Source organism: Aeromonas sp. S15(2024), assembly GCF_041402265.1.
Taxonomy (GTDB): Bacteria; Pseudomonadota; Gammaproteobacteria; order Enterobacterales; family Aeromonadaceae; genus Aeromonas; species Aeromonas dhakensis.
In genome coordinates this window covers 47,462-71,719 of sequence record NZ_JBGLQY010000010.1, presented here as the reverse complement: position 1 = coordinate 71,719, position 24,258 = coordinate 47,462, and the positions used below count along the sequence as shown (strand labels likewise).

Annotated in this window: 24 protein-coding genes; 13 read left to right on the top strand and 11 right to left on the bottom strand. The window is 60.5% G+C overall.

What is annotated here, in order from left to right:
• Nucleotides 1-118: 118 nt before the first annotated feature.
• From ACB033_RS18065 to def, 5 genes are all read right to left on the bottom strand, one after another.
• On the bottom strand, nucleotides 119-1,561 hold the full coding sequence (locus tag ACB033_RS18065; RefSeq protein ID WP_005307750.1) for a TrkH family potassium uptake protein: 1,443 nt from the start codon (nucleotides 1,559-1,561) through the stop codon (nucleotides 119-121).
• Nucleotides 1,562-1,657: 96 nt separating this feature from the next.
• Complete coding sequence (gene trkA, locus ACB033_RS18060) at nucleotides 1,658-3,034, bottom strand: Trk system potassium transporter TrkA (RefSeq protein ID WP_005307752.1); 1,377 nt, start codon at nucleotides 3,032-3,034, stop codon at nucleotides 1,658-1,660.
• Between the two features lie 147 nt (nucleotides 3,035-3,181).
• The gene (gene rsmB / locus ACB033_RS18055) at nucleotides 3,182-4,474 is read right to left on the bottom strand and encodes a 16S rRNA (cytosine(967)-C(5))-methyltransferase RsmB (protein ID WP_017785240.1); all 1,293 of its coding nucleotides are present in this window, start codon (nucleotides 4,472-4,474) and stop codon (nucleotides 3,182-3,184) included.
• A gap of 56 nt (nucleotides 4,475-4,530) precedes the next feature.
• The gene (gene fmt, locus ACB033_RS18050) at nucleotides 4,531-5,475 is read right to left on the bottom strand and encodes a methionyl-tRNA formyltransferase (RefSeq protein WP_139726257.1); all 945 of its coding nucleotides are present in this window, start codon (nucleotides 5,473-5,475) and stop codon (nucleotides 4,531-4,533) included.
• 12 nt (nucleotides 5,476-5,487) lie between these two features.
• Complete coding sequence (def, locus tag ACB033_RS18045; RefSeq protein WP_005307765.1) at nucleotides 5,488-6,000, bottom strand: peptide deformylase; 513 nt, start codon at nucleotides 5,998-6,000, stop codon at nucleotides 5,488-5,490.
• Between the two features lie 108 nt (nucleotides 6,001-6,108).
• Here def and ACB033_RS18040 point away from each other — a divergent pair, with 108 nt between their 5' ends.
• From ACB033_RS18040 to ACB033_RS18000, 9 genes are all read left to right on the top strand, one after another.
• A complete protein-coding gene (locus ACB033_RS18040) occupies nucleotides 6,109-7,197 on the top strand; it encodes a LysM peptidoglycan-binding domain-containing protein (protein WP_139726256.1) in 1,089 nt (362 codons plus the stop codon).
• 1 nt (nucleotide 7,198) lies between these two features.
• On the top strand, nucleotides 7,199-8,314 hold the full coding sequence (gene dprA, locus ACB033_RS18035; protein WP_139726255.1) for a DNA-processing protein DprA: 1,116 nt from the start codon (nucleotides 7,199-7,201) through the stop codon (nucleotides 8,312-8,314).
• Entirely contained in the window at nucleotides 8,307-8,780 is a 474-nt protein-coding gene (locus tag ACB033_RS18030) for a DUF494 family protein (protein WP_005307774.1), read from the top strand. The genes dprA and ACB033_RS18030 overlap by 8 nt, the downstream gene beginning before the upstream one ends.
• 55 nt (nucleotides 8,781-8,835) lie before the next feature.
• Nucleotides 8,836-9,393 (top strand): type I DNA topoisomerase, encoded by a 558-nt coding sequence (locus ACB033_RS18025; protein WP_139430997.1) that lies wholly within the window; start codon nucleotides 8,836-8,838, stop codon nucleotides 9,391-9,393.
• Between the two features lie 74 nt (nucleotides 9,394-9,467).
• On the top strand, nucleotides 9,468-9,971 hold the full coding sequence (purE, locus tag ACB033_RS18020) for a 5-(carboxyamino)imidazole ribonucleotide mutase (protein ID WP_005307779.1): 504 nt from the start codon (nucleotides 9,468-9,470) through the stop codon (nucleotides 9,969-9,971).
• A gap of 133 nt (nucleotides 9,972-10,104) precedes the next feature.
• On the top strand, nucleotides 10,105-10,665 hold the full coding sequence (locus ACB033_RS18015) for a Sua5/YciO/YrdC/YwlC family protein (protein ID WP_123246588.1): 561 nt from the start codon (nucleotides 10,105-10,107) through the stop codon (nucleotides 10,663-10,665).
• Nucleotides 10,666-10,771: 106 nt separating this feature from the next.
• The gene (gene hemF / locus ACB033_RS18010; RefSeq protein ID WP_042005820.1) at nucleotides 10,772-11,680 is read left to right on the top strand and encodes an oxygen-dependent coproporphyrinogen oxidase; all 909 of its coding nucleotides are present in this window, start codon (nucleotides 10,772-10,774) and stop codon (nucleotides 11,678-11,680) included.
• A gap of 102 nt (nucleotides 11,681-11,782) precedes the next feature.
• A complete protein-coding gene (gene aroE, locus ACB033_RS18005; RefSeq protein WP_371140668.1) occupies nucleotides 11,783-12,604 on the top strand; it encodes a shikimate dehydrogenase in 822 nt (273 codons plus the stop codon).
• Nucleotides 12,601-12,861, top strand: a complete 261-nt coding sequence (locus ACB033_RS18000) for a DUF1488 domain-containing protein (protein ID WP_005307791.1) — start codon at nucleotides 12,601-12,603, stop codon at nucleotides 12,859-12,861. The genes aroE and ACB033_RS18000 overlap by 4 nt, the downstream gene beginning before the upstream one ends.
• Nucleotides 12,862-13,651: 790 nt before the next feature.
• Here the strand turns inward: ACB033_RS18000 and yihA are convergent.
• Nucleotides 13,652-14,302 (bottom strand): ribosome biogenesis GTP-binding protein YihA/YsxC, encoded by a 651-nt coding sequence (yihA, locus tag ACB033_RS17995; RefSeq protein WP_005307794.1) that lies wholly within the window; start codon nucleotides 14,300-14,302, stop codon nucleotides 13,652-13,654.
• 142 nt (nucleotides 14,303-14,444) lie between these two features.
• Here yihA and ACB033_RS17990 point away from each other — a divergent pair, with 142 nt between their 5' ends.
• The 4 genes from ACB033_RS17990 (at nucleotide 14,445) to hemN (ending at nucleotide 18,323) form a co-directional block, all read left to right on the top strand.
• Nucleotides 14,445-15,062 carry a cytochrome c gene (locus ACB033_RS17990; RefSeq protein ID WP_005307797.1) on the top strand — a complete coding sequence of 206 codons (618 nt, stop codon included), beginning with the start codon at nucleotides 14,445-14,447 and terminating at the stop codon, nucleotides 15,060-15,062.
• Nucleotides 15,063-15,892: 830 nt separating this feature from the next.
• Nucleotides 15,893-16,471, top strand: a complete 579-nt coding sequence (gene yihI, locus ACB033_RS17985) for a Der GTPase-activating protein YihI (RefSeq protein WP_026141129.1) — start codon at nucleotides 15,893-15,895, stop codon at nucleotides 16,469-16,471.
• An 11-nt stretch (nucleotides 16,472-16,482) separates the two neighbouring features.
• Entirely contained in the window at nucleotides 16,483-16,923 is a 441-nt protein-coding gene (locus ACB033_RS17980; protein WP_005307801.1) for a DUF2489 domain-containing protein, read from the top strand.
• 26 nt (nucleotides 16,924-16,949) lie between these two features.
• Entirely contained in the window at nucleotides 16,950-18,323 is a 1,374-nt protein-coding gene (hemN, locus tag ACB033_RS17975) for an oxygen-independent coproporphyrinogen III oxidase (protein ID WP_017778608.1), read from the top strand.
• A 67-nt stretch (nucleotides 18,324-18,390) separates the two neighbouring features.
• Here hemN and add read toward each other — a convergent pair whose 3' ends face one another.
• From add to glnA, 5 genes are all read right to left on the bottom strand, one after another.
• Nucleotides 18,391-19,392, bottom strand: a complete 1,002-nt coding sequence (gene add / locus ACB033_RS17970; protein ID WP_324039928.1) for an adenosine deaminase — start codon at nucleotides 19,390-19,392, stop codon at nucleotides 18,391-18,393.
• A 141-nt stretch (nucleotides 19,393-19,533) separates the two neighbouring features.
• Nucleotides 19,534-20,952 (bottom strand): nitrogen regulation protein NR(I), encoded by a 1,419-nt coding sequence (glnG, locus tag ACB033_RS17965; protein ID WP_371140667.1) that lies wholly within the window; start codon nucleotides 20,950-20,952, stop codon nucleotides 19,534-19,536.
• 9 nt (nucleotides 20,953-20,961) lie between these two features.
• Nucleotides 20,962-22,017, bottom strand: coding sequence for a nitrogen regulation protein NR(II) (gene glnL / locus ACB033_RS17960; protein ID WP_005307805.1), 1,056 nt, complete (start codon nucleotides 22,015-22,017; stop codon nucleotides 20,962-20,964).
• 80 nt (nucleotides 22,018-22,097) lie between these two features.
• Nucleotides 22,098-22,679 carry a DUF4124 domain-containing protein gene (locus tag ACB033_RS17955; RefSeq protein ID WP_139726248.1) on the bottom strand — a complete coding sequence of 194 codons (582 nt, stop codon included), beginning with the start codon at nucleotides 22,677-22,679 and terminating at the stop codon, nucleotides 22,098-22,100.
• A gap of 91 nt (nucleotides 22,680-22,770) precedes the next feature.
• Nucleotides 22,771-24,180 (bottom strand): glutamate--ammonia ligase, encoded by a 1,410-nt coding sequence (glnA, locus tag ACB033_RS17950; RefSeq protein WP_005307807.1) that lies wholly within the window; start codon nucleotides 24,178-24,180, stop codon nucleotides 22,771-22,773.
• Nucleotides 24,181-24,258: the final 78 nt, after the last annotated feature.

The window sequence follows — 24,258 nt, the reverse complement described above, 5'->3', positions numbered from 1 at the left end:
CATGCTTCATCTAACAAGAAGGGCAGCCAGTGGCTGCCCTTTTGTATTTCTGCGTCCGCACAGGTTTCGCTCTTCGAACGTGTGAACTCACCGGCATGCGGGTTGCCGCCCTGGTCGGTTATTGCCTCCAGAAGGAGGGGAAGAAGATCACCGCCACGGTCAGGATCTCGAGGCGCCCCAGCAGCATGCCGAACGACAGGATCCACTTGGCCGAGTCCGGCAGGGAGGCGAAGTTGGCGCTGGGGCCGATGACCGGGCCCATGCCCGGGCCAACGTTGGCCACGGCGGTGATGGAGCCAGAGATGGCGGTCAGGGGATCCAGCCCGATGGCGCCGAGCAGGGCGGCGATCAGCAAGATGATGGCGAAGTAGGCCAGCACGAACGAGATCATCGAGCGGATGATGGCGTCGTTGACCGGCCGGCCGTTGTACTTCTGCGGGAAGACCCCGGAGGGGTGCATCAGCTGGCGCATCTGCTTCTTGAACAGGGCGAAGGCCACCTGTACCCGGAAGATCTTGAGGCCGCCGGCGGTGGAGCCGGAGCAGGCACCGAGCGCCAGCAGCACGATGAAGATGATGCTGGTGAGCGGGCCCCAGGTGCCATAGTCGCCGAGGCCATAGCCAGTGGTGGTGAGCACGGAGACGATGTTGAAGCTGCTGATGCGCAGGGCATCCGTGAAGTCGTAGGTGCCCCGCAACCAGAGATAGACGGTGACCACCAGGGTGACCCAGACCACCAGCCAGAAGAAGCCCCGCACCTGGGCATCCTTGAGCAGGCTGTGATCGCGCCGGCTCAGGCTCTGCACGTAGAGCAGGAAGGGCAGGCCGCCGAGAAACATGAAGAGGGTGCCGATCCAGTGCGCCGAGTTGGAGAAGTGGGACATGGATTGATCGGAGGTGGAGTAGCCGCCGGTACTCAGGGTGGTCATGGCGTGATTGACCGCCTCGAACAGGGTCATGCCGCTCACCCAGTAGGCCAGGAAGCAGAGCATGGAGAGCACCAGGTAGACCAGCACTATGTTGTTGGCCACCGTCTTGGCGCGCGGGGCACTTTTATCCGACCAGTCTGAGCTCTCGGTCTGGAACAGCTTCATGCCCCCCACGTTAAGGTAGGGCAGTACCGCCACCGCCATCACGATGAAACCCACCCCGCCCAGCCACTGCAGGATGGAACGCCACAACAGGATGCTGTGGGCCATGTTGTCGAGCCCGGACAGCACGGTGGAGCCTGTGGTGGTTACCCCCGACATGGTTTCGAAGTAGGCGTCGGTGAAGTTGATGTGGGTGATGAAGAAGAAGGGCAGGGCGCCAAAGATGCAGGCCACCACCCAGACCGAGGTGGTGAGCAGGAACATCTCCCGCACGCCGAGGTGAAACTCCGCCTTGCGGCCGTAATGAAGGCAGAGCAGGGCCGCGCCGTGGGTGATCAGCACCGACTTGAGAAACTCGACGAACCCCTCTGAGCCGGTCAGCAGGGCCAGCAGGGTGGGCAGCCACATGAACAGGGCCAGTTTGGAGAGCACCAGCCCGAGGGTGAAGATGATGGGACGCAGCTTGATCATGCAAGATAACCTGGTCGTTGATTGACAAAAGACCCGGACAACCCCCTGGAGAGGCGGTGCCGGGTCTGCTTTGCGCTGCCTGGGTACATGGGCAGGTTACAGGAAGAAGGGACTTGGCTGGAACAAGCGTTCCACTTCCGGAATGTACTTCTTGTCCACCAGGAACATCACCACATGGTCGTCCTGCTGGATCTGGGTACGGTCGTGGGCGATCAGTACTTCATCCCCCCGAACCACGGCACCTATGGTGGTGCCGGGCGGCAGCTTGAGCTCGCCCACCGTCTTGCCGACCACCTTGGAGGTGTTCTCGTCACCGTGGGCGATGGCCTCTATGGCCTCGGCGGCACCGCGACGCAGGCTGTAGACGTTGGCGATGTCGGCTCGGCGCACATGGGTCAGCAGGGCCGAGATGGTGGCCTGCTGGGGCGAGATGGCGATGTCGATGGAGCCGCCCTGCACCAGATCCACGTAGGCGCTGCGCTGGATCAGCACCATGGTCTTCTTGGCGCCCATCTTCTTGGCGAGCAGGGCCGACATGATGTTGGCCTCGTCCTCGTTGGTCACCGCGATGAAGACGTCGATCTGGTCGATGTGCTCCTCCGCCAGCAGCTCCTGATCCGCCGCATCGCCGCAGAAGACTATGGTGTGCTCCAGCACCTCGGAGAGCTGCTCCGCCCGCTTCTGGCTGCGCTCGATGAGCTTCACGCTGTAGCGCTTCTCCAGCTGGCGGGCGAGGCCGGCGCCTATGTTGCCGCCGCCGACGATCATGATGCGCCGGTAGGGGCTCTCGAGGCGTTGCAGCTCTGACATCACGGCGCGGATATGGCCCGCTGCCGCCACGAAGAACACCTCGTCATCCGCTTCTATGATGGTGGTCCCCTGCGGACGGATGGAGCGGCCCTGACGGAAGATGGCCGCCACCCGGGTCTCGATGTTGGGCATGTGATCGCGCAGGGTGGAGAGGGCATTGCCCACCAGCGGGCCGCCATAGTAGGCCTTGACTGCCACCAGCCCCACCTTGCCGCCGGCAAAGTCCACCACCTGAAGGGCGCCCGGGTATTCGATCAGGCGGCGCACATAGTCGGTCACCAGCTGCTCGGGGGCGATCAGGTGATCCACCGGCACCGACTCGGGCAGGAACAGCCGATCCCGCTCCACCAGATAGGCCGGGGAGCGAATGCGCGCCACCTTGTTCGGGGTGTTGAACAGGGAGTAGGCCACCTGGCAGGCGATCATGTTGGTCTCGTCGCTGTTGGTGACCGCGACCAGCATGTCGGCATCCTGGGCGCCGGCTTCGCGCAGCACCTTGGGATGGGCGCCGTGGCCGTTCACTACCCGCAGGTCAAACTTGTCCTGCAGCTCGCGCAGCCGATCGCTGTCGGTGTCGACTATGGTGATGTCGTTGTTCTCGCCGGCCAGGTTCTCGGCCAGGGTGCCGCCGACCTGACCGGCGCCCAGAATGATGATCTTCATAGAACAGCCTCATGGACGTCACCCTTGCCAGCTCTGCCTGTGTGCGCGGGGACAGTCATCAACATCATGAATCTCATAGGGAAAACGTGCTCGATATTGGGCAGTAACGGGTGCCGTTCGGCGGCACCCCCGTACTTGCGGCCCTGCTTAGCGCTTGCTCAGCCTGGCGTAGTAGAAGCCGTCCATCTCGGCCTCGCCCGGCAGGAACTGGCGCCCCGGGCACTCCGGTGTGTCCTCTGCGTGCAGGGGCACCAGGGTGGCATCCGGCGTGGCCGCGAGGAAGGCGCGGATCTGATCGCGGTTCTCTTCCGGCAGCACGGAGCAGGTGGCGTAGAGCAGAGTACCGCCGCTTTTCAGTTTCGACCAGAGGGCACCGAGGATGCGGCGCTGCAGTTCTGCCAGCTCGCGAATGTCCTGATCCCGGCGCAGCCACTTGATGTCGGGGTGGCGGCGGATGACGCCGGTGGCGGAGCAGGGGGCATCCAGCAGGATGCGGTCGAACTGCCCCTCTGGCCACCATTGATCCGGGGTACTGGCATCGCCGTGGATCACCTTGGCGCTGAGGCCGATGCGATCCAGGTTCTCCTGCACCCGCTTGAGGCGGTTCTCGTCGGCATCGACGGCGACCACGCCGGCCAGCGCGGGTTGGCGCTCCAGCAGGTGAGCTGTCTTGCCACCGGGGGCGGCGCAGGCATCCAGTACCCACTCGCCCGGTTGCGGGTCGAGCAGGGCGGCCGCCTGCTGGGCGGCGCCATCCTGTACCGAACAGTCACCGACCTCGAAGCCGGGCAGCTTGGTCACGTCGCAGGGACGCTCCAGCAGGATGCAATCCTCGCCCTCTTCACCGGCCACCGCATTGATGCCGGCGTCAGCCATGCGGGCCAGCATCTGCTCGCGGCTCTGGCGCTGGCTGTTGTTGCGGATCCACATGGGCGGGCGCTGGTTGTTGGCCTCCATGATGAACTCCCACTCATCCGGATAGGCCTGACGCAGACGCTTGGTAAGCCACTCGGGGTGGCCGAGGCGCACGCTCGGTACGCGGTCGATACGCAGCAGAATGACTTCGGCGCTGCGCTGGAAGTTGCGCAGCACGCCGTTGATGAGGCCGCGCAGAGAGGTACCTTTGAGCAGCTTGACGGCGTTGACGGTCTCGGCCACCGCGGCGTGAGCCGGAATGCGGGTGTAGATGAGCTGATAGAGACCGACCAGGATCAGGTAGTGGAAGATGCGGCTCTTGTTCTTGAGCGGCTTGTCCATCATCTCGCCGACCGCCGCATCGAGGCGGGGCAGCCAGCGCAGGGTACCGTAGCAGAGTTCTTGCAGGAGGGCGCGATCGCGGGGCGCAACCTTCTCCTGGGCAGCAGGCAGAACGGCTGAGAGGGACTGGCCCTGATCCAGCACCTGTTGAATGACGAGAGCAGCCTGTGCGCGTGTTTTCATAGTGTTACCTTAGATGCGCAAGTCGGGGCCTGGGCCCCGCCTTGTGTCAATTCAGTTCAATTCAATTGCGTGCCGGGTTCAAACCAGTCGCGGCGAGAGTTGAGCAGATCCGTCACGGACATCGCCTTCTTGCCGGGCGGCTGCAGGGTCAGCAGGCGCAGTACCCCCTTGCCGGTGGCGACATCGATCCCCTGCTTGTCGGCCTTGAGCAGGGTGCCGGCGCGCTGGCCGTGATCCTGTGTGATGACCTCGGCCTGCCATACCTTGACGGTCTGGTCAGCCACCTCGAACCAGCTGATGGGCCAGGGATTGAAGGCGCGGATGCAGCGCTCGATGGCGACGGCCTCCATCGACCAGTCGATGCGGGCCTCTTCCTTGGAGAGCTTCTCGGCGTAGTTGGCCAGCGCATCGTCCTGCGCCTCGGCGGCGATGTTGCCGGCGGCCATGGCGTTGATGGTGTCGACCAGCGCCTGCGGGCCCAGCTCGGCCAGCTTGTCATAGAGGCTGGCGGAGGTCTCGTCGGCGGCGATGGGGCAGCTTACCTTGTGGATCATGGCGCCGGTATCCAGCCCCACATCCATCTGCATGATGGTGACGCCGGTTTCGGCATCGCCCGCCCAGATGGAACGCTGGATCGGGGCGGCGCCGCGCCAGCGCGGCAGCAGGGAGCCGTGCACGTTGATGCAGCCCAGACGCGGGGTATCGAGCACCACCTTGGGCAGGATCAGGCCGTAGGCCACCACCACCATCAGGTCGGCGCCAAGGGCCGCCAGTTCGGCCTGGGCCTCTTCCTTGCGCAGGGAAGCCGGTTGATAGACCGGCAGATCGTGGGCCAGCGCCAGCTCCTTGACCGGGCTGGCGGTGAGCTTCTGGCCGCGGCCGGCGGGCTTGTCCGGCTGGGTATAAACGGCGACGACCTCGTGGTCGGAAGACAACAACGCCGCCAGGTGACGGGCGGCGAAGTCGGGAGTACCGGCAAAAATCAGTTTCAACTTATTCAATGGAGCAGATCCTCAGAGGACTTTGCGATCTTCACGGGCCATCTTTTCCAGCTTCTGGCGAATGCGCTGGCGCTTGAGCGGGGAGAGGTAATCCACAAACAGCTTGCCGACCAGATGGTCCATCTCATGCTGGATGCAGATGGCGAGCAGATCGTCTGCTTCCAGCTCGAATGCCTTGCCGTGGCGATCCAGTGCGCGCACCTTGACCCACTCGGCGCGGGGCACCAGGGCACGGCTGCCGGGCACGGAGAGACACCCTTCCTCGATGCCGGTGCTGCCGGCCTGCTCGATGATCTCGGGGTTGATCAATACCAGAGGATCTTCACGGTTTTCAGAGACATCGATCACTATGATGCGCTGATGAATGTCGACCTGAGTGGCGGCAAGGCCGATGCCTTCCTCCGCGTACATGGTTTCGAACATATCATCTACAATGTGTTGTAACTCGGGTGTAAAGGTCTCGACAGGGGCTGCGATGGTACGCAGACGCTCATCGGGGAAACGCAATACATCTAGAATGGCCATAGTTTTTTCTTTAGTTTCGTATAAATGCAGTCAATATTGGCGTAATTCTAGTCATTTACGCCGACAAAAAACAGCAACACTTTGCGCGCAGAAGTAACAGGGAGTGTTATGTATCTGAAGCAAACCATCCTCGTCTGCCTGTTGGCCACGTTGAGCCAGGGAGCTCAGGCCGACCAGCTCAAACTGAAGGCAGGCTATCCCGAGACCTATGTGGTGCAAAAAGGCGACACCCTCTGGGATATTTCCGGCCAGTATCTGGCAGAGCCCTGGCTCTGGCCAAGGCTCTGGAACATCAACCCGCAGATCGCCAATCCCCACTGGATCTACCCGGGTGACGTGCTGCACCTGAGCTGGGTCAATGGCGAGCCGCTGCTCGGCAAGGCGACCCAGGGCGGCAAGCAGGTGATCCGCCTCTCTCCCAAGAGCCGCTACGAGAACAAGGCCAATCCCATTCCGACCCTGCCGCTCAGCGAGATAGGCCCCTTCCTGCAGACCGACCATATTCTGGCAAACAGCCAGCAGGCGAAGCAGTTGCCCTACGTGCTCGGCAATGATGAGGCCCATATTGGCATGCTGGAGGGCGATACCCTCTACGTGCAGGGTTCGCTGATCCCGGGCCAGGATTACGGCATCTACCACCCTGGCGCCATCTACAAGGATCGGAAAACCGGCGAGCAACTTGGGCAGGAGGCGGTCTTCGTCGGTACGGCCAGGGCGGAGGCCCTGCTGCCGGATGGTCGTACCCGGGTCACCCTCAGCCACAGCAAGCGGGAAGTGTATCAGGGAGACAAGCTGATGCCGTTCCCGCCGCAGGAGAGCCTCTCCGCCGTGTTTACACCCAAAGCGGCCCCCGTCATCTCGCCCGGCTATATCGTCGATCTGCCGAGCAAGGCCCGGGGGGGCGGCAAGTTCGATGTCGTGCTCATCAACAAGGGTCTGCGGGATCAGGTGGCTCCCGGCGATGTGCTGGAGATCCTGCGACCCGGGACCCGGCTGGTGAGCAAGAATGGCAAGGTCGCCTATCGGGAGTACTCTTCCGTCTATGACAAGGCCTTCTATTCTGCCGGCAAACCACCGCTCCCCTCGGAGGCGGTGGCGCGGGTCATGCTGTTCAAGGTGTATGACAAGTTGAGCTACGGGCTGATCCTGCAAAGCCAGAACATGGTCGGCACCGGCTATCAGGTCAGCAACTTCTGACGTGACGCTTCCATCCGGGCGACTCGCGCTGTGGCTGACACTGGATGCCGTCACCGGTATCGGCCCGGTCACTGCCGCTCGTCTGCTCGCCCATTTCGGCGGCGACATCGCCGCCCTGTTCGACTCGGAAGATGGCACCTTGCGAGAACTGGGTCTGCAAAGTGCCCAGATCCGGCAGATGCGATGGCCTCTGCCGGTGGTCGAACAGGGGCTGAGCTGGGCAGCCGAGCCCGGCAATCATCTTCTCTGCCCCGACGATCCCGCCTATCCACCTCTGCTCAAGGAGATCCCAGCCGCCCCTCTGTTGCTCTACTGCCGCGGCAATCTGGCAGCACTGTCTGTTCCCCAGCTGGCGATGGTCGGCACGCGCCACCCGACCTATGCCGGCAAGGACAATGCTGCCCGCCTCTGCAGCGAGCTGGTCGCGTGCGGATTGGCCATTACCTCAGGTCTGGCGCTTGGCATCGATGGGATTTGTCATCAACAGGCGCTGACAAACGGGGGGATCACCCTGGCAGTGCTGGGCTCCGGGCTCGACAGCCTCTACCCAAAGCGCCATCAGGGGCTGGCAGAGCAGATCCTGGCGCAGGATGGTGTACTCATCTCCGAGCTGGTGCCCGACAGGGGGCCGCTGGCGGAACACTTTCCACGGCGCAATCGCATCATCAGCGGCCTGTCGCTGGGAACCCTGGTGGTAGAGGCGGCCGAGCAGAGCGGGTCGCTCATCACGGCCCGTTACGCGCTAGAACAGGGACGGGATGTCTTCGCCGTGCCGGGGGCACCGCAGAACGGGCAGGCGCTGGGCTGCAACAAATTAATCCAGCAGGGGGCCAAACTTGTGTTGAACGCGGCCGATATAGTGGAAGAGCTGCCGGGATTCTGTGCCCTGAGCCATCAAGGGACGGATATGTCTGAGCAGCAGCATAATAGCGAATTGCCTTATGCCGATTTGTTGGATAACGTAGATTACGAGACCACGAGCGTGGATACCGTTGCCGAGCGGACCCAGCTTCCTGTCGAAGTGGTATTGGGCAGGTTGGTTGAGCTGGAGCTGGCCGGAGCAGTGATGGCGGTAGCCGGTGGATACGTCAGAGCGAGGAGGGCGAATCATGTTTGATGTATTGATGTACCTTTTCGAGACCTACATCCACAGCGATGCAGATGTGACGGTCGAACAAAACGAACTCACCGATGAACTGAGCCGCGCCGGTTTCGACAAGGAGGAGATCGAGAAGGCACTCGACTGGCTGGAAAGACTGGCCAATCTGCACGACAGCGAGCGGGAGGTCTACGTGGCCGCCAGCACGCAAGGCTCGATGCGCATCTATGCCCCGCAAGAACTGGCCCGTCTCAGCACCGAGTGTCGCGGCTTCCTGCTGTTTCTGGAGCAGGCCCAGGTGCTCAACGCCGAAACCCGCGAAATCTGCATCGAGCGTCTGCTCGAGCTGGACAAGCCGGATATCGAGCTGGATGACCTGAAGTGGGTGGTCATGATGGTGCTCTTCAACGTTCCCGGCAGTGAAAACGCCTACCAGCAGATGGAAGAGCTGGTGTTTGACGAGTCAGATGGCGTCATCCACTGACAGCCCGCAGCCGCGCTGGTAGAATCCGGATCATCTGGATTTCAAGGCGTGGCCCATGTCAAAGATCGATCACCACCTCTTTTCTGCCCACGAGCATGCGCTTGAACGTGAGCCATGCCCGCAGTGTGGTGCCGAGCTGGTGATCCGCCAGGGCAAGCACGGCCCTTTTCTGGGCTGTTCCGCCTACCCTGCCTGCGACTTCATTCGCTCCCTGACCCCCTCCGGCCGTGACATCGAGAAAGTGCTCGAGGGCTCTGCCTGTCCGGACTGTGGCCAGCCGCTGGCGATCAAGAAGGGGCGCTATGGGTTGTTCGTGGGCTGTACCCAATATCCGGCCTGCCAGCACATCGAATCCCTGCAGGAGAGTGACGATACCCAGGTACTCTGTCCCGAGTGTGGCAAGGGTCATCTGATCAGCCGTACTTCGCGTTATGGCAAGCAGTTCTACTCCTGTGACGGCTATCCCCACTGCAAATACGTCGTCAATGACAAGCCGGTTGCCATGTCTTGCCCGCAGTGCGGCTGGGGTATCATGGTGGAGAAAAAGGTGCGGGGAACAGTGCGCTGGGTCTGTCCGCAAAAGAAATGCGGTCACCAGAGCGAGCGGGTATAATCGCGCCGCCTTGAGCGAATTGAAACGTTTTCGGCAACCTTCCCCCCCCCACTTGGAGTAAGGAAATTCCCGCCATGACTAAACCTTTCGTTGCCGTATTGATGGGCTCTGATTCCGATTTTCCCGTGATGCAGACCACTCTTGAGGTTCTCAAGTCGTTCGACATCGCGGTGGAAGTGAAGGTGACTTCCGCACACCGTACCCCGGCGGCGACCCACCAGTACGTAACCGATGCCGAAGCCCGTGGCTGCAAGGTCTTTATCTGCGCCGCCGGTCTGGCCGCTCACCTGGCTGGTGCCGTGGCTGGCATCACTACGCGTCCCGTGATCGGCGTGCCCATTGATGGTGGCCCGCTCAAGGGGCTGGATGCCCTGCTCTCCACCGTGCAGATGCCGGGTGGTGTGCCGGTGGCAACCGTGGCTATCGGTAAAGCCGGTGCCAAAAATGCCGGCTATCTGGCAGCCCAGATGCTGGCGGTGGCCGATGATGAACTGGCGGCCAAGGTTCGGGCCGAGCGCCAGAAGAATGCCGACGAGGTGCTGGCCAAGGATGCCGCCCTGCAGGCTCAACTCAAGTAAGCCCCGAGACGGCAACCACGGTCAGCCTCGCTCTCTGTTGTTGGCAGGGGGATGAAGGGGGCTGCGGTGGTTGCCACCCTGCGGGGTCAACCTTAATTGATGATGAGGCGACAGCCCGGCTGTCGCATTTTTTATGTCCAAAGAATTTGAACTTGCTGTTGCCGCACTCCAGCACGATGGGGTGATTGCCTACGCTACCGAAGCGGTTTTTGGCCTGGGATGTGACCCCGATTCCGAAGCGGCGGTACAACGCCTGCTGGCGATCAAGCAACGACCGGTAGAGAAAGGGTTGATCCTGATTGCCGCCGATCTGGCCCAGCTGCAGGATTACATCGATTTGGAACAGCTTACCAGCGAGCAGCTGGCCAGGGTGGAGGCCAGCTGGCCCGGTCCCTTTACCTGGATCATGCCGGCTCGTCCCGATACGCCGGCCTGGCTGACCGGACAATTTGACACCCTGGCCGTGCGCGTCACGGCACATCCACAGGTACAGGCGCTGTGTCGTGCCTTTGGCAAGCCGCTGGTCTCCACCAGTGCCAATCTGACTGGCGAGGAGCCTGCCCGCCGGCTGGCCGACATCGGCGAATTGCTGGCCAGCCAGCTGGCCTATATCCTGCCCGGCGAGGTGGGGGGGCAGGCCAACCCATCCGAGATCAAGGATGCCAGAACCGGTGCCGTCATTCGCCCCTCCTGAGCGGCGTTGGTGACGAGGTCTGGTGGCTATGCGGACGGGCGGAGTGCCGGTTCGAGGACATCACGATAATAGGGTCAGGCGACGATCCTGGCTGACTGGAGACAAGATGAGCAAACCGGATGTAGCCCAGGTCAAGGCCTTCCTGCTGCAGTTGCAGGACGACATCTGCCGTGGACTGGAGCAGGCTGACGGTGCCGGGCACTTTGTGGAGGATGCCTGGCAGCGTGAGGGGGGCGGCGGTGGCCGTACCCGGGTGCTGTGCCATGGCGCGGTGATAGAACAGGGGGGGGTCAACTTTTCCCATGTGTATGGCGATGCCATGCCTGCTTCCGCCACGGCCCATCGCCCCGAGTTGGCCGGCCGCAGGTTCGAAGCCATGGGGGTGTCGCTGGTGATCCATCCACACAACCCCTACGTGCCGACCAGCCATGCCAACGTGCGCTTCTTCATCGCCGAAAAAGAGGGGGAGGCGCCCATCTGGTGGTTCGGAGGGGGCTTCGATCTGACGCCCTTCTATCCGTTCGAAGAGGACGTTCGGCACTGGCACCAAGTCTCCCACGACCTCTGCCAGCCGTTTGGCGATGACATCTATCCCGAGTTCAAAGCCTGGTGCGATCGCTACTTCTTCCTCAAGCATAGAGGCGAGACCCGTGGTGTCGGCGGTCTCTTCTTCGACGATCTCAATCGCTGGCCGTTTGACGACAGTTTTGCCTTCATGCGAGCGGTGGGTGAAGGCTACCTCGCCGCCTATCTGCCGATTGTCGAGCGACGCAAAGGAGATGCCTATGGCGAGCGGGAGCGGGAGTTCCAGTTATATCGCCGCGGTCGCTACGTGGAGTTCAATCTGGTGTACGACCGCGGTACCCTGTTCGGTCTGCAGACGGGGGGGCGTACCGAGTCGATCCTGATGTCGATGCCGCCACTGGCCCGCTGGGAGTATGACTGGCAACCGGAGGCTGGCAGCCCGGAGGCGCAGCTCTACACCGACTATCTCAAGCCGCGTGAGTGGCTGTGAAGCAAGGGGCCATCGCGGCCCCTTCTTGTTGCCGATATTCGACTTGTTCCCGCGGGGGAAAACCCGTTAAATCGGGAGATTGCCCTCTAAAGGAACGCCTTGATGGATCGTTATCTGGTTTTTGGCCACCCGGTGCGCCACAGCAAATCCCCCTTCATTCATACCCTCTTTGCCCGGCAGACCCAGCAAGAGCTGGAATATGGTCTGGCCGAGCCGGCAGTCGAGGAGTTCGCCACCGCATTGCGTGCCTTCTTTACCCAGGGCGGCAAAGGGTGCAACGTTACAGTCCCCTTCAAAGAGCAGGCATTTTCCCTGGTCGACCGGCTGAGCCCCAGGGCCAAACGGGCGGGGGCGGTCAATACCATCAAGTTGACCGATGACGGCCTATTGCTGGGGGACAATACCGATGGGGCCGGGTTGGTGGCTGACCTCAAGTCCCATGGGATGAATTTGGCCGGCAGCAGGATCCTGTTGCTAGGAGCGGGTGGTGCGGCGCGCGGCGCCCTGGCGCCCTTGCTGGCCGAACAGCCGGCCGAAGTGGTGATCGCCAACCGGACCCACGCCCGGGCCGAGCAGCTGGCGGCCGAGTTTGCTGATCTGGGATCCGTCAGTGCCCAGACTTACCCGCAGCTAGCCGGTCCTTTCGATCTGATCATCAACTCCACCTCTGCCAGTCTGCAGGGAGAGCTCCCGCCTCTGGATCCTGCCCTGATCCATGCCGACATCGCCATCTACGACATGATGTATGGTGCGACGGATACCCCTTTCATTGGTTGGGCCAGACAACATGGTGCCCGCCAGACCATGGACGGGCTGGGTATGCTGGTGGAACAGGCGGCCGAAGCATTTACCGTGTGGCGAGGAATCCGGCCAGGGACTAAACAGGTATTGAGAGAACTGCAACGCAATCTGGGGACCCTATGAATCAAGGCATCCTGTTTCCCGAGCTGGCGGACTGGCAACCGCATGAACAGCGCATCCATTTTCCCGCCCAGCAGATGGGGGCACTGGTCGACTGCTACATCAGCCGCCGGCGACTGGAAAAAATGACCGGTCTCTCCCTGGCCAGGGAGGAGGACATACTGCGGGCCTTCGAAAGCGTGCGTTTTGACATCGAAGAGATGGCTGAAAAACTCATTGAAGAACAAGAGTTTGCCGAAGATGGTGCAATCTATCTGTGATTTCTACGAGTTTTTTCTCAAAGCAGCGGAACTTGTACCAAGAGACGTGGACTAACTAGATAGTTGAGGAAGTGCTAGCTAGTCACCTTTATAACGCCCCGGTATTCGTACTGGGGATTTTTTTATCTGCATGAAAAGTAAGAAAATTTATGTAATTCATTTTTTGTGAAACTAAATTACATAAATTACTTTCACTTTCTGCTGCTTTGCTATACAGTTAGCAACGTAGGGTACAGAGGTAAGATGTTCTATCTTTCAGACCTTTTATTTCACGTAATTGAATGTGGCTGAATAGCAGCCCCGGTGAGTCATCATCGGGGCGTTTTTTTATGGGTTGCGTTTAGAGTAAATGCTTTAATGTCGGTGAATATTTGTTAGAATGAAAGGGCTTCTTGAGGAAAAACCAGTCGTCTTTGTTCTCAAGATTTAGCTTCTTCCCAATTTTTGAACTGATTGTTTAAGGCCGGTACTGCATCTGCAGCATCGGCCTCATTTTTATCCCTCCGCCACAGAAAATGTAATTAAATTTCATTTTGGTACTTATTAAGCGATATCGCCGCTTTTTCTCTGCATGAATTTGAAAACGTTGCCAATGGGATGAAAAGTTAATTGTTATATAAAATTAACTGTTTATCCCATTGATCAATATGGTTATTCAGATTTTTGGAGGGAGGTAAGCCAAGCGTGGATGGAGGGCTGAGAAGGGTGCTCACAGGCTGAAAGCCTTTCAATCAGCGGAGGAGTCGCTCCGCCAATTGCATGGTTGCTTGCCGCGTCAACAAGAGGGGAGCTATTCCTCGATCGACTCTTGTTCGTCGTCAATCACCTCATCGGCGCCAGCCTGATACCAGCCGGTCAGCGTCTGGGCCAGCTTTTCCACCCCGATGTTGTTCAGCGAGGAGAAGGCTTCCACCTGGATATGCGGGCCCAGTGCCGCCACGGCCTGGCGTACCTTGATGACCTGATTGTTGCGCGGGCCCGGGCTCAGCTTGTCGGCCTTGGTCAGCAGCAGCATGACAGGCAGTGCGCGGTGGGCGCTCCACTCCAGCATGTTCATGTCGGTATCTTTGAGCGGGTGACGGATGTCCATCAGGATCACCAGCCCTTTCAAGGACTCGCGACGCTGCAGATATTCAGCCAGGGACTTTTGCCACTTAAGCTTCATTTCCAGCGGAACTTGCGCATAACCGTAACCCGGCAGGTCGACCAGACGCTTGCCCGGCTCCAGCTCGAACAGGTTGATCAACTGGGTGCGACCCGGGGTCTTACTGGTACGCGCCAGGTTCTTGTGCTTGGTCAAGGTATTCAATGCAGATGACTTACCGGCGTTGGAACGGCCGGCAAACGCAATCTCGACACCCCCATCATTTGGCAGGTGACGGATGTCGGGTGCGCTGGTCACAAAATGCACCTTATTGAAATTCAGAGTTTGTGTATCCAACGTAAATTCCCCATAGAGATAGAGGGTTATAGAGTTACTTTTTTGTGAAATCGTGTAAAATGGCGTCGCTTAAACGCGTTTATTTTAACATGCCTTCAGCGGCATGGGATCTGGAAGCCTAATAACGAGAAGTTGGAACGCCATGAAGAACCTAGTCATTACTCTTGCTCTGATGGTTGGCGTAACGGGGATGGCACAAGCCAAGGGCGATGCCGCTGCGGGACAAACCAAGGCTGCCGTTTGCGCGGCCTGTCACGGACCGGACGGAAACAGCCTTGTCGACATGTATCCCAAGATTGCTGGTCAGCACGCATCATATATCAAAAAGCAGTTAGTTGAACTGAAGGCTGCAGCTTCCGGCCAAACTGGTCGGGTTGCGCCCATCATGGGGCCGATGGCGCTTCCCCTGTCCGAGCAGGACATGGAGGACCTGGCTGCCTACTTCTCCAGCCAGAAGGTGACGCCGATCGCCGTGCCCGATGATGCTGTGGCGGCAGGCAAGGCGCTCTACATGGGGGGCGACATGAGCCGCGGTCTGGCTGCCTGTACCGCCTGTCATGGTCCTCGTGGTTCCGGGGTCGAGCAGGCCAAGTATCCAAGCCTCTCCGGCCAGCACCCTGCCTACATCAAGGCTCAGCTCACCGCCTTCCGGGCTGCCGCTCGTGACAATGATCCAAACGGCATGATGCGGGACGTGGCCAAGAAGCTGACCGATCAGGATATCGAAGTACTGTCCAAATATGTGGCGGGCCTGCACTGATTGCGGTCGTTTATCCAGCCCGTAGATATTGACGAGGAGCCAGCGGCTCCTCGTTTCTTTTTGGCCTTTAACACCATTTGGCCAATTTTTTCTCGCATTGTTGTAAGAGATCTCCCATTCATGAGCCTGGCCAAGGCTTAAAAAATTCGGGAATAATGCTTAGTAATTCATTAATTTCAATATGTTAAATGACAATAGATGGATTATTTCCGTTTGAAAACGTTCCTGGTGGATTGAGCCACTTTATTAAGTTGATACAGTGGATGCATGGAGTCGCCCGCAGGGCAGTTCACGACAGGGATGACGTGAAAGACAGGATGTCGAGGCGGCAGGACGCCACGGAGCCATGCAAGTGGCAGGCAAAGGATTGAAAAACCAGGATGGTGACCGTTCAGGAAGAGCGGGGCTGCGGGACGCAACCACCCCAGAAGATGACCGGACGTCGTCGGCATGGGTCAGGCAAGCACACGCACATTCAGGATCGACCAATTAAGGTCAGGACGACCACACACAAAGATATGATGCGCAGACGTATCACCACGGACAGGGTGATTTGCAGCCAGGGATGGGACTCGCATAAACATATCAAGGCAGCTTCGGCTGCCTTTTTTCTTTTGGGTCATTAACCCGCCCGGTCATTCTGTGTCAAAATACCAGCAACATGCCCAGAGGATGCCGATCCTGCGGTATTTGGCGGTCATTCATGGCCGGATGGGTGCGGGATCCCACTTTTTGTTTCTCGTCCATCACTCCCGGTATCAGCATCCTCCCCGGCCCAGATCAGGCCGGGAACGGGTTTCAATCCAGTTATTTGTCGGAGTCAGTCATTCATGTCGGCTAAACAACCCAATCGCAAGCCCGCCGGTAAGCGCAAAGAATCAGAGGCCAGTGCCCAGGAAGGCCGTGAGCGCAAGCGCGCCGCCAAGCGCAAGGGCTTGAAGGCCGGATCCCGCCAGCAAGTCGAGCAGAGCGGCAAGAAAGGCGGTACCAAGCAGGCCAAGGACCCGCGTATCGGTTCCCGCAAGCCCGTCGCGCTGATCGTGGAAGAGAAGGGTGGCAAGCCGGTGGCGCCCAAACCCGCCAAAGAGAAGAAGCTGGTGATGACACCCGAGCAGGAGCTGGCCTCCATCGAGAATGATGATCGCCTCAATGACCTGCTGGATCGTCTGGATGCTGGTGAAACCCTGGAAGCGACCGAGCAGGCCTGGGTCGATCAGCGGGTCGATCGCTATCAGGAGCTGATGGACGAGCTTGGCATCATCGACAACGATGACGACGAAGACGACATGGACTTTGATGATGCCGACTTTGATGAGCCAAGCCAGCCAGCCTCCGAAGAGGAGCTGTGGGATCGTTTCACTCAGGTTGACTATCAGCCGGAGCCCAAGCCTGAGCCGAAGAAAAAGTGATGAGTGGATGGATGCTGGCCGCCCTGTTGGGCGGCCTGATTTTGTTGGGGCTGGCCTTCTATGCCGGTTCCCTGCTGGCCCGTCTCAAGCGCCAGCACGACAGCCAGCAGCAGGCCATCGCAGCTCGCAATGAGCGTATTCTCGAGAGCGTCAGGGTCATCGCCCACGCGGTACGAGACGGCCAGTGCGACTACTCCGAAGGTGCCATCCGGCTGACCAACCTGCTCGATGCACTGCAGATCAAGGGCGGTCGTGCCTTTGCCGGTGAATTTCCGGGTCTGTACGGTCTCTACGAGAAGGTGAAAGAGATGCCGACCCATGAGGCGAGGCGGGCCCTCAAGCGCAATGAAATCATGAAGATGGATCTCGAACGCAGTGGCTATGAGGCCGAGCTGGAGGCGCAGATCCTCAAGGATGTGGCCCGACTGAAGGATTTTCAGTTAAGCCGGTGAGCCAATAACAACAGGAGGAAGCAAGCGTGCAAGCAGAACAGATTGTGTGGGATCAGGCCCTGATCGAAAAATATAATTACAGCGGCCCGCGTTATACCTCCTATCCCACTGCGCTGGAGTTCAACGAGGGCTTCGGTTATCCGGACTTCGTCCAGGCCGCGAGCCAGTATCCGGCGCGCAACCTGTCGCTTTACGTGCACATCCCCTTCTGTCACAAGCTCTGCTACTACTGCGGCTGCAACAAGGTGATCACCCGTCACCGCCACAAGGCTGACCAGTACCTCGATTACCTCGAGCAGGAGATCAAGGCACAGGCCCCGCTGTTCAAGGAGCGGCTGGTGACCCAGCTGCACTGGGGCGGCGGCACGCCCACCTATCTGGATGAACCCCAGACCCGCCGACTGATGACCATGTTGCGGGAGCACTTCCATTTCGCCGAAGAGGGGGAGATCAGCATCGAGGTGGATCCGCGCGAGATCGAGCTCTCCATGCTGGACGTGCTGCGGGAAATCGGCTTCAACCGCATCAGTCTTGGCGTGCAGGATTTCAACAAGGAGGTCCAGGTCGCGGTCAACCGCGAGCAGGACAACGACTTCATCCGCGCCATGCTGGAGCGAGCCCGCGAACTGGGTTTTCGTTCCACCAACCTGGATCTCATCTACGGCCTGCCACATCAGAACCGTGAGAGCTTCCACCACACCCTGGAAGAGGTGCTCAAGACCGACCCGGCGCGCCTCTCCATCTTCAACTATGCCCACCTGCCGAGCCGTTTTGCCGCCCAGCACAAGTTGAAGGAGGCGGACATGCCGGCGCCGCAGGAGAAGCTGGCCATGCTGCAGGACACCATCGCCTTCCTGACCGGTCAGGGTTACCAGTTCATCGGCATGGATCACTTCGCCAAGCCGGACGACGAACTGGCGGTGGCCCAGCGTGAGGGCAAGCTGCATCGCAACTTCCAGGGCTATACCACCCAGGGGGATTGCGACCTGCTGGGGCTGGGGGTCTCCTCCATCAGCATGATTGGTGACGCCTATTCCCAGAACCAGAAAGAGCTCAAAGCCTACTATGGCCAGGTAGAAACGCTGGGGCACGCCCAGTGGAAGGGGTGTTCCCTCAATCGGGACGACCTGATCCGCCGCGAGGTGATCAAGCGCCTCATCTGCGATTTTTCCCTGAACTTTGCCGCCGTCGAGCAGGCCCATGGTCTGGTGTTCAAGGAGTACTTCGCCGAGGACCTCAAGCTGCTGCAGACCTTCATCGATGACGGCTTGGTGCGCATGACCGAAGAGGGGCTGGAAGTGGTCTCCACCGGTCAGCTGCTGATCCGCAACATCTGCATGTGTTTCGATGTCTACCTGCGGAGCAAGGCGCGCCAGCAGCAGTTCTCCCGGGTGATCTAGGCCGGTCGATGTTGTTGGAAAATAAAAAACCGCCGAGAGGCGGTTTTTTTGTTGGGCCTGGCAGTACTCAGCGCTGGGCTGCGCGGGCGCTCAGCTCGGCCTTTTCGCTCTCGCTCAGGAAGGCCAGGGTCAGGCCATTCTGCTGGGCGGTGCGGATCTCGCTCATCGTCATGCCGGCGGCCGGAGCGGCCACTTCATATTCGTGGGGCAGGTCGATCCCCTCTACCGCCGGGTCGTCGGTGTTGAGACAGGCCAGCACGCCGGCGGCCAGGAACTGGCGGATCGGGTGCTCGCTCAGGCTCGCCACCGTAGTGGTCTGAATGTTGGAGGTGAGGCAGGATTCGATGCCTATGCGGTGCTCGGCCAGGTAGGCCATCAGAGCTGGATCCTGAATCGCCTTGACGCCGTGGCCGATACGCTCGGCCCCCAGCTCGCGAATAGCCTGCCACATGCTTTCGGGGCCGGCGGCTTCACCAGCGTGCACGGTGACGCGCATGCCCGCATCGCGCACCCGGCGGAAGTGCTCGGTGAACAGCTCGCCCGGGAAGCCCAGCTCGTCGCCGGCCAGATCGATGGCAACCAGCTTGTCGCGATGAGCCAGACAGGCATCCAGCTCCTGTTTGCACTGCTCGGTGCCGAAGGTGCGGCTCATGATGCCGATCAGGTTGGTTTTGATGCCGAAGTCGCGGCTACCGGCCGCCACGCCGTCGATGATGGCTTCGACCACGCCCTGCGGGTGCAGCTTGTGAGCCATCGCCATGTAGGCCGGGCTGAAGCGTAGCTCAGCATAGTCGATGCCGGCGCGTAGCAAGTCTTCCACGTTCTCGTAGGCCACCCGGCGGCAGGCATCGTAGTCGGCCAGCACAGCCACACCCCAGTCCAGTTTCTTCAGGAAGGCGACCAGGCTCGGCTCGTTCTCGACGATCTGCACGTGGGGGCGCAGCGCTTCGAGTTCGTCTGCCGGCAGCCGGATATTGTGCTGACGGCCCAGCTCGAGGATGGTCTGCGGACGGATGTTGCCGTCCAGATGGCGGTGCAGGTCGGTCAGGGGAAGAGATCTGTCAATCATGATGGCGCCTTCTTCGAGTCGGGTTGGAAAGCCTGCCATTCTAGGCGGGGCTTCCAAAAAAGATACCCCGTTTGAAATCAAACGGGGTCTTATTGGTCGGCGATTTGCCAAGGCGTGATGGGAATCGTTTTTCCTCGGGACTCATGAGAGGTCGAGTTCCTTCAGCTTTCGGGTGAGGGTATTGCGTCCCCAACCGAGCAGGCGTGCCGCCTCCTGTTTGTGGCCATGGGTGTGATCCAGCGCGGTTTCCAGCATGATCCGCTCGAACTGGGGCAGGGCATCGGCCAGGATGTCGGTCTCCCCCAGCGCCAGCTTGGCGGCGACCCAATCCTGCAACTGCTGCTGCCAGCCGCCGGACAGCGCCGGCTGGCCCGGCTCGGCGGTGCTGGTGATGGGAGTCAGCAGCTCGGTGGGCAGGTCGTTCACCAGCACCTCCTGCCCCGAGGCCATCACGGTGAGCCAGCGGCAGACGTTCTCCAGCTGGCGCACGTTGCCGGGCCAGGGCAGACGGCTGATATAGGCCTGGGTATCCGGATGCAGGCTCTTGGCCTCCACGTTCAGCTCCTTGGCTGCCCGCAGCAGAAAGTGACGGGCCAGTTGGGGAATGTCTTCGCGCCGCTCCTTGAGGGCGGGAATGTGGATGCGGATGACGTTGAGGCGGTGGAACAGGTCTTCCCGAAACTCGCCGTCGGCCACCCGCTTCTCCAGATTCTGGTGGGTGGCGGCAATGATCCGCACATCCACCTGCACCGGTTGGTGGCCGCCAACCCGGTAGAACTGCCCGTCCGCCAGTACCCGCAGCAACCGGGTCTGCACGTCCAGCGGCATGTCGCCTATTTCGTCGAGAAACAGGGTGCCGCCATCGGCCTGTTCGAAGCGGCCGTGACGAATGTTGTTGGCGCCGGTGAAGGCTCCCTTCTCATGACCGAACAGCTCGGATTCGATGAGATCTTTCGGGATGGCCGCCATGTTGAGGGCGATGAAGTTCTTGTGGGCCCGGGGGCTGTGCTTGTGCAGGGCATGGGCAACCAGCTCCTTGCCGGTACCGCTCTGGCCGTTGATGAGCACCGAGATGCTGGAGCGCGACAGCCGGCCGATGGCGCGGAACACCTCCTGCATGGCAGGGGCTTCGCCGATGATCTCCGGGGTGGTGGTGGCTTCCTGCTGGCGAGCCTTGCGCTTGGTACGTTGCTCCTTGAGGTGGTTCTCGGCCCGGCGTACCAGGGTGACCGCCTCGTCGATGTCGAACGGCTTGGGCAGGTATTCGAAGGCACCGCGCTGGTAGGCGTTGACCGCGCTGTCGAGGTCCGAGTGGGCCGTCATGATGATGATGGGCAGATCGGCCTGGCGGCGATGGATCTGCTCCAGCAGGCTCAGGCCGTCGATGCCCGGCATGCGGATATCCGAGAGGATCACGTCCGGTGAGCGCATCTCCAGTGAACTCAGCAGGGCTTCGCCGTCGGCGAAACTTTCGCATTCGAAGCCTTCGCTGCCAAGGGTGCGCTCCAGCACCCAGCGGATAGAACTGTCGTCATCGACGATCCACACTTTTGCTGTCATGACGTTCCCTTATTTGCGAAGCGGTAGAAAGATGGTGAATTCGGTATGGCCGGGCCAGCTGATGCAGTCGATCCGCCCCTTGTGCTGGTCGATCAGGTTCTGGGCGATGGAGAGGCCGAGCCCGGTACCTCCCTCCTTGCCGGTGATCATCGGATAGAAGAGGGTGTCGCGGATGGCATCCGGGATGCCGGGGCCGTTGTCGATGATCTTGATCTCGGCCGCCAGCCGGTAGCGCTGGCCGTGGATGGTGATCTGGAACGCGGTGCGGGTCTTGATGCGGATGAGGCCGGTCTGTTCACCGATGGCCTCGGCGGCGTTGCGCACCATGTTGAGAAAGGCCTGCTGCAGCTGATCCGGCTCCATCTCGAACTCCGGGATGCTGGGATCATAATCCCGCTCGATGCGCACCGTTGGCGGTAGCTCCAGCTCCACCAGCCTGCGCACCTGCTCCAGCACCGAGTGCACGTTGTGCATCTGGTGGCGACCGGGGCGCTGGGGGCCGAGCAGCCGATCGACCAGTACCCGCAGCCGGTCGGCCTGTTCGATGATAATGCCGGTATATTCGCGCAGGGCGGGGTCGGGCAGCTCCTTTTGCAGCAGCTGGGCCGCGCCGCGCAGACCGCCGAGGGGATTCTTGATCTCGTGGGCCAGGCCGCGTACCAGCTCCTTGGCCGCCTGCTGCTGGGCATGTTGCTGCAACTCCTGGCTGATCTTCTTCTGCTGGTCTATCTTGCGCAGCTCCACCACCATCAGCCGCTGTTCGTGGTCGGCCAGCGGGCTGACGCTCATCTCCACCAGTCTGGGCTCCCCTTCCACCACCAGGGTGACTTCGCTGTCGGTGAAGCCCTGCCCCGAACTGAGGCACTGCTTGAGGCGCTGCAGATCGAGGGAGATATGTTCCAGCAGATGGGGCAGCTCGATGCCGATCAACCGGCGCTGACTGAGGGAGAGCAGCTGCTCGGCGGCGGGGTTGACGAACTGGATGCAGAGCCGTTCATCCATCAGGATGACGGCAGTCAGCAGGTTGTCGAGCAGTATCCTGGCTTGATCCGGGCGGGTTGGCACTGGTTTCTCCCTAAAACGGTGCTATACACCAGCTATGCACCAATGTGGTGCATTTAGTCTACCCGTATCGAGGCACAGGATCACCCCTTGTTGTTGAGCGGGGTCGCTTTGGGGGCTGAATTGATGCTGGCCCGGTGCAGGTAGAAGGTGACTGCCTTGGATTTAGCAAGGATCGTACCGTCTTTGGCGAGCAGCTCGAGCTGGGCCTCGTGGGCACCGCGATCCAGGTTTTCGACCCGGATGGCGAGCGAGTTTTTAACGATGGGGGCCGCCTTGCCGTCCAGGGTCAGGCGCACATCGTACTGGGTCGGCGGTTGCGGGCTGATCTGACCCTGAAACACCACGTTGCCTGTGTTGTCGCGCAGGGTGCTGCCCTGTTCCGGGGAGAGCAGCTCGATCACCAGCTTGGCCGCTTCCTTCTCTTTTTTGGCGTCGACACCGGTCAGGCTGTTGAAATTGTCCACCTGGACCGAGCGGGGGGCAGTGCCGATGAAGGGGGCGACGCGCAGATCGACCTCCTTGGCCTTCTGTCCCGGGGGCGGTGCATCCGTGTAGTGGACGACCCCCTGGTTGTCGGTCCAGGAGTATACCTTGGCGGCCTGGGCGGCACTGGTGGCCAGCAGCAACAGGCTCAGCATCCATACTGGGTAGGCGGTTTTCATCCATCTCTCCTTGACGGGATTCTGCTTAATCCTATCAGAGAAAAAACCCGCCTGTCGGCGGGTTTGGTCAAGTTCTGAGCTGGGATCCGGATTAAACGGAGTAGTACAGTTCAAATTCCAGCGGGTGCGGGGTCATGCGCACGCGGTCAACGTCCTGCTGCTTCAGCTCCAGGTAGGAGTTGATGAAGTCGTCGCTGAACACGCCACCGCGGGTCAGGAACTCGCGATCCGCATCCAGCGCGGCCAGGGCTTCGTCCAGAGAGCCGGCCACGGTCGGCACTTCGGCTGCTTCTTCCGGCGGCAGATCATACAGGTTCTTGTCCATGGCATCGCCCGGATGGATCTTGTTGATGATGCCGTCCAGACCGGCCATCAACTGGGCAGCGAAGGCCAGGTACGGGTTGGCAGCCGGATCCGGGAAGCGGACTTCAATGCGGCGCGCTTTCGGGCTCGGTACCACCGGGATACGGATGGAGGCAGAGCGGTTGCGGGCGGAGTAGGCCAGCATGACCGGTGCTTCATAACCCGGAACCAGACGCTTGTAGGAGTTGGTGGTCGGGTTGGCGAAGGCATTGATGGCCTTGGCGTGCTTGATGATGCCGCCGATGTAGTGCAGCGCCATCTCGGACAGACCGCCGTACAGGTCGCCGGCGAACAGGTTGACGCCGTTCTTGGCCAGAGACTGGTGGCAGTGCATGCCGGAGCCGTTGTCACCGAACATGGGTTTCGGCATGAAGGTGACGGTCTTGTTGTAGGCGTGAGCCACATTGTGGATCACGTACTTCAGTACCTGTACTTCGTCAGCCTTCAGGGTGAGGGTGTTGAAGCGGGTGGCGATCTCGTTCTGACCGGCAGTGGCCACTTCGTGGTGGTGAGCCTCAACGACCTGGCCCATCTCTTCCAGCACCAGACACATGGCGGCGCGGATGTCCTGAGAGGAGTCGACCGGGGCAACCGGGAAGTAACCGCCCTTCACGAACGGACGGTGGCCTTTGTTGCCGTGCTCGTAGTTGGTACCGGAGTTCCAGGCGGCTTCTTCGGATTCGATCTTCACGAAGCTGTGACCCATGGTGTTCGAGAAGGTGATGTTGTCGAACATGAAGAATTCCGGCTCCGGCCCGAACAGCACGGTGTCGGCGATGCCACTGGCTTTCAGGAAGTCTTCGGCACGCTTGGCGATGGAGCGCGGATCGCGGTCGTAGCCCTGCATGGTAGCGGGTTCCAGCACGTCACAGACGATGTTCAGGGTGGTCTCTTCGGTGAACGGGTCCAGCTTGGCGGAGGCGGGATCCGGCATCAGCACCATGTCGGATTCGTTGATGCCTTTCCAGCCGCCGATGGAGGAGCCGTCGAACATCTTGCCGTCTTCGAAGAAATCTTCGTCGACCTGGTGGGCAGGGATGGATACGTGCTGCTCTTTACCCTTGGTATCGGTAAAGCGCAGGTCGACAAACTTGACTTCGTGTTCCTGGATCAGGGCCAAAACGTTCTGGGCTGACATGCTAAGTAACCTCCGGTGTTAAAACTCTTAGGGTGAATGCGTCATCACATTCACATAAGCCAGTATCGTGCCAAGTTT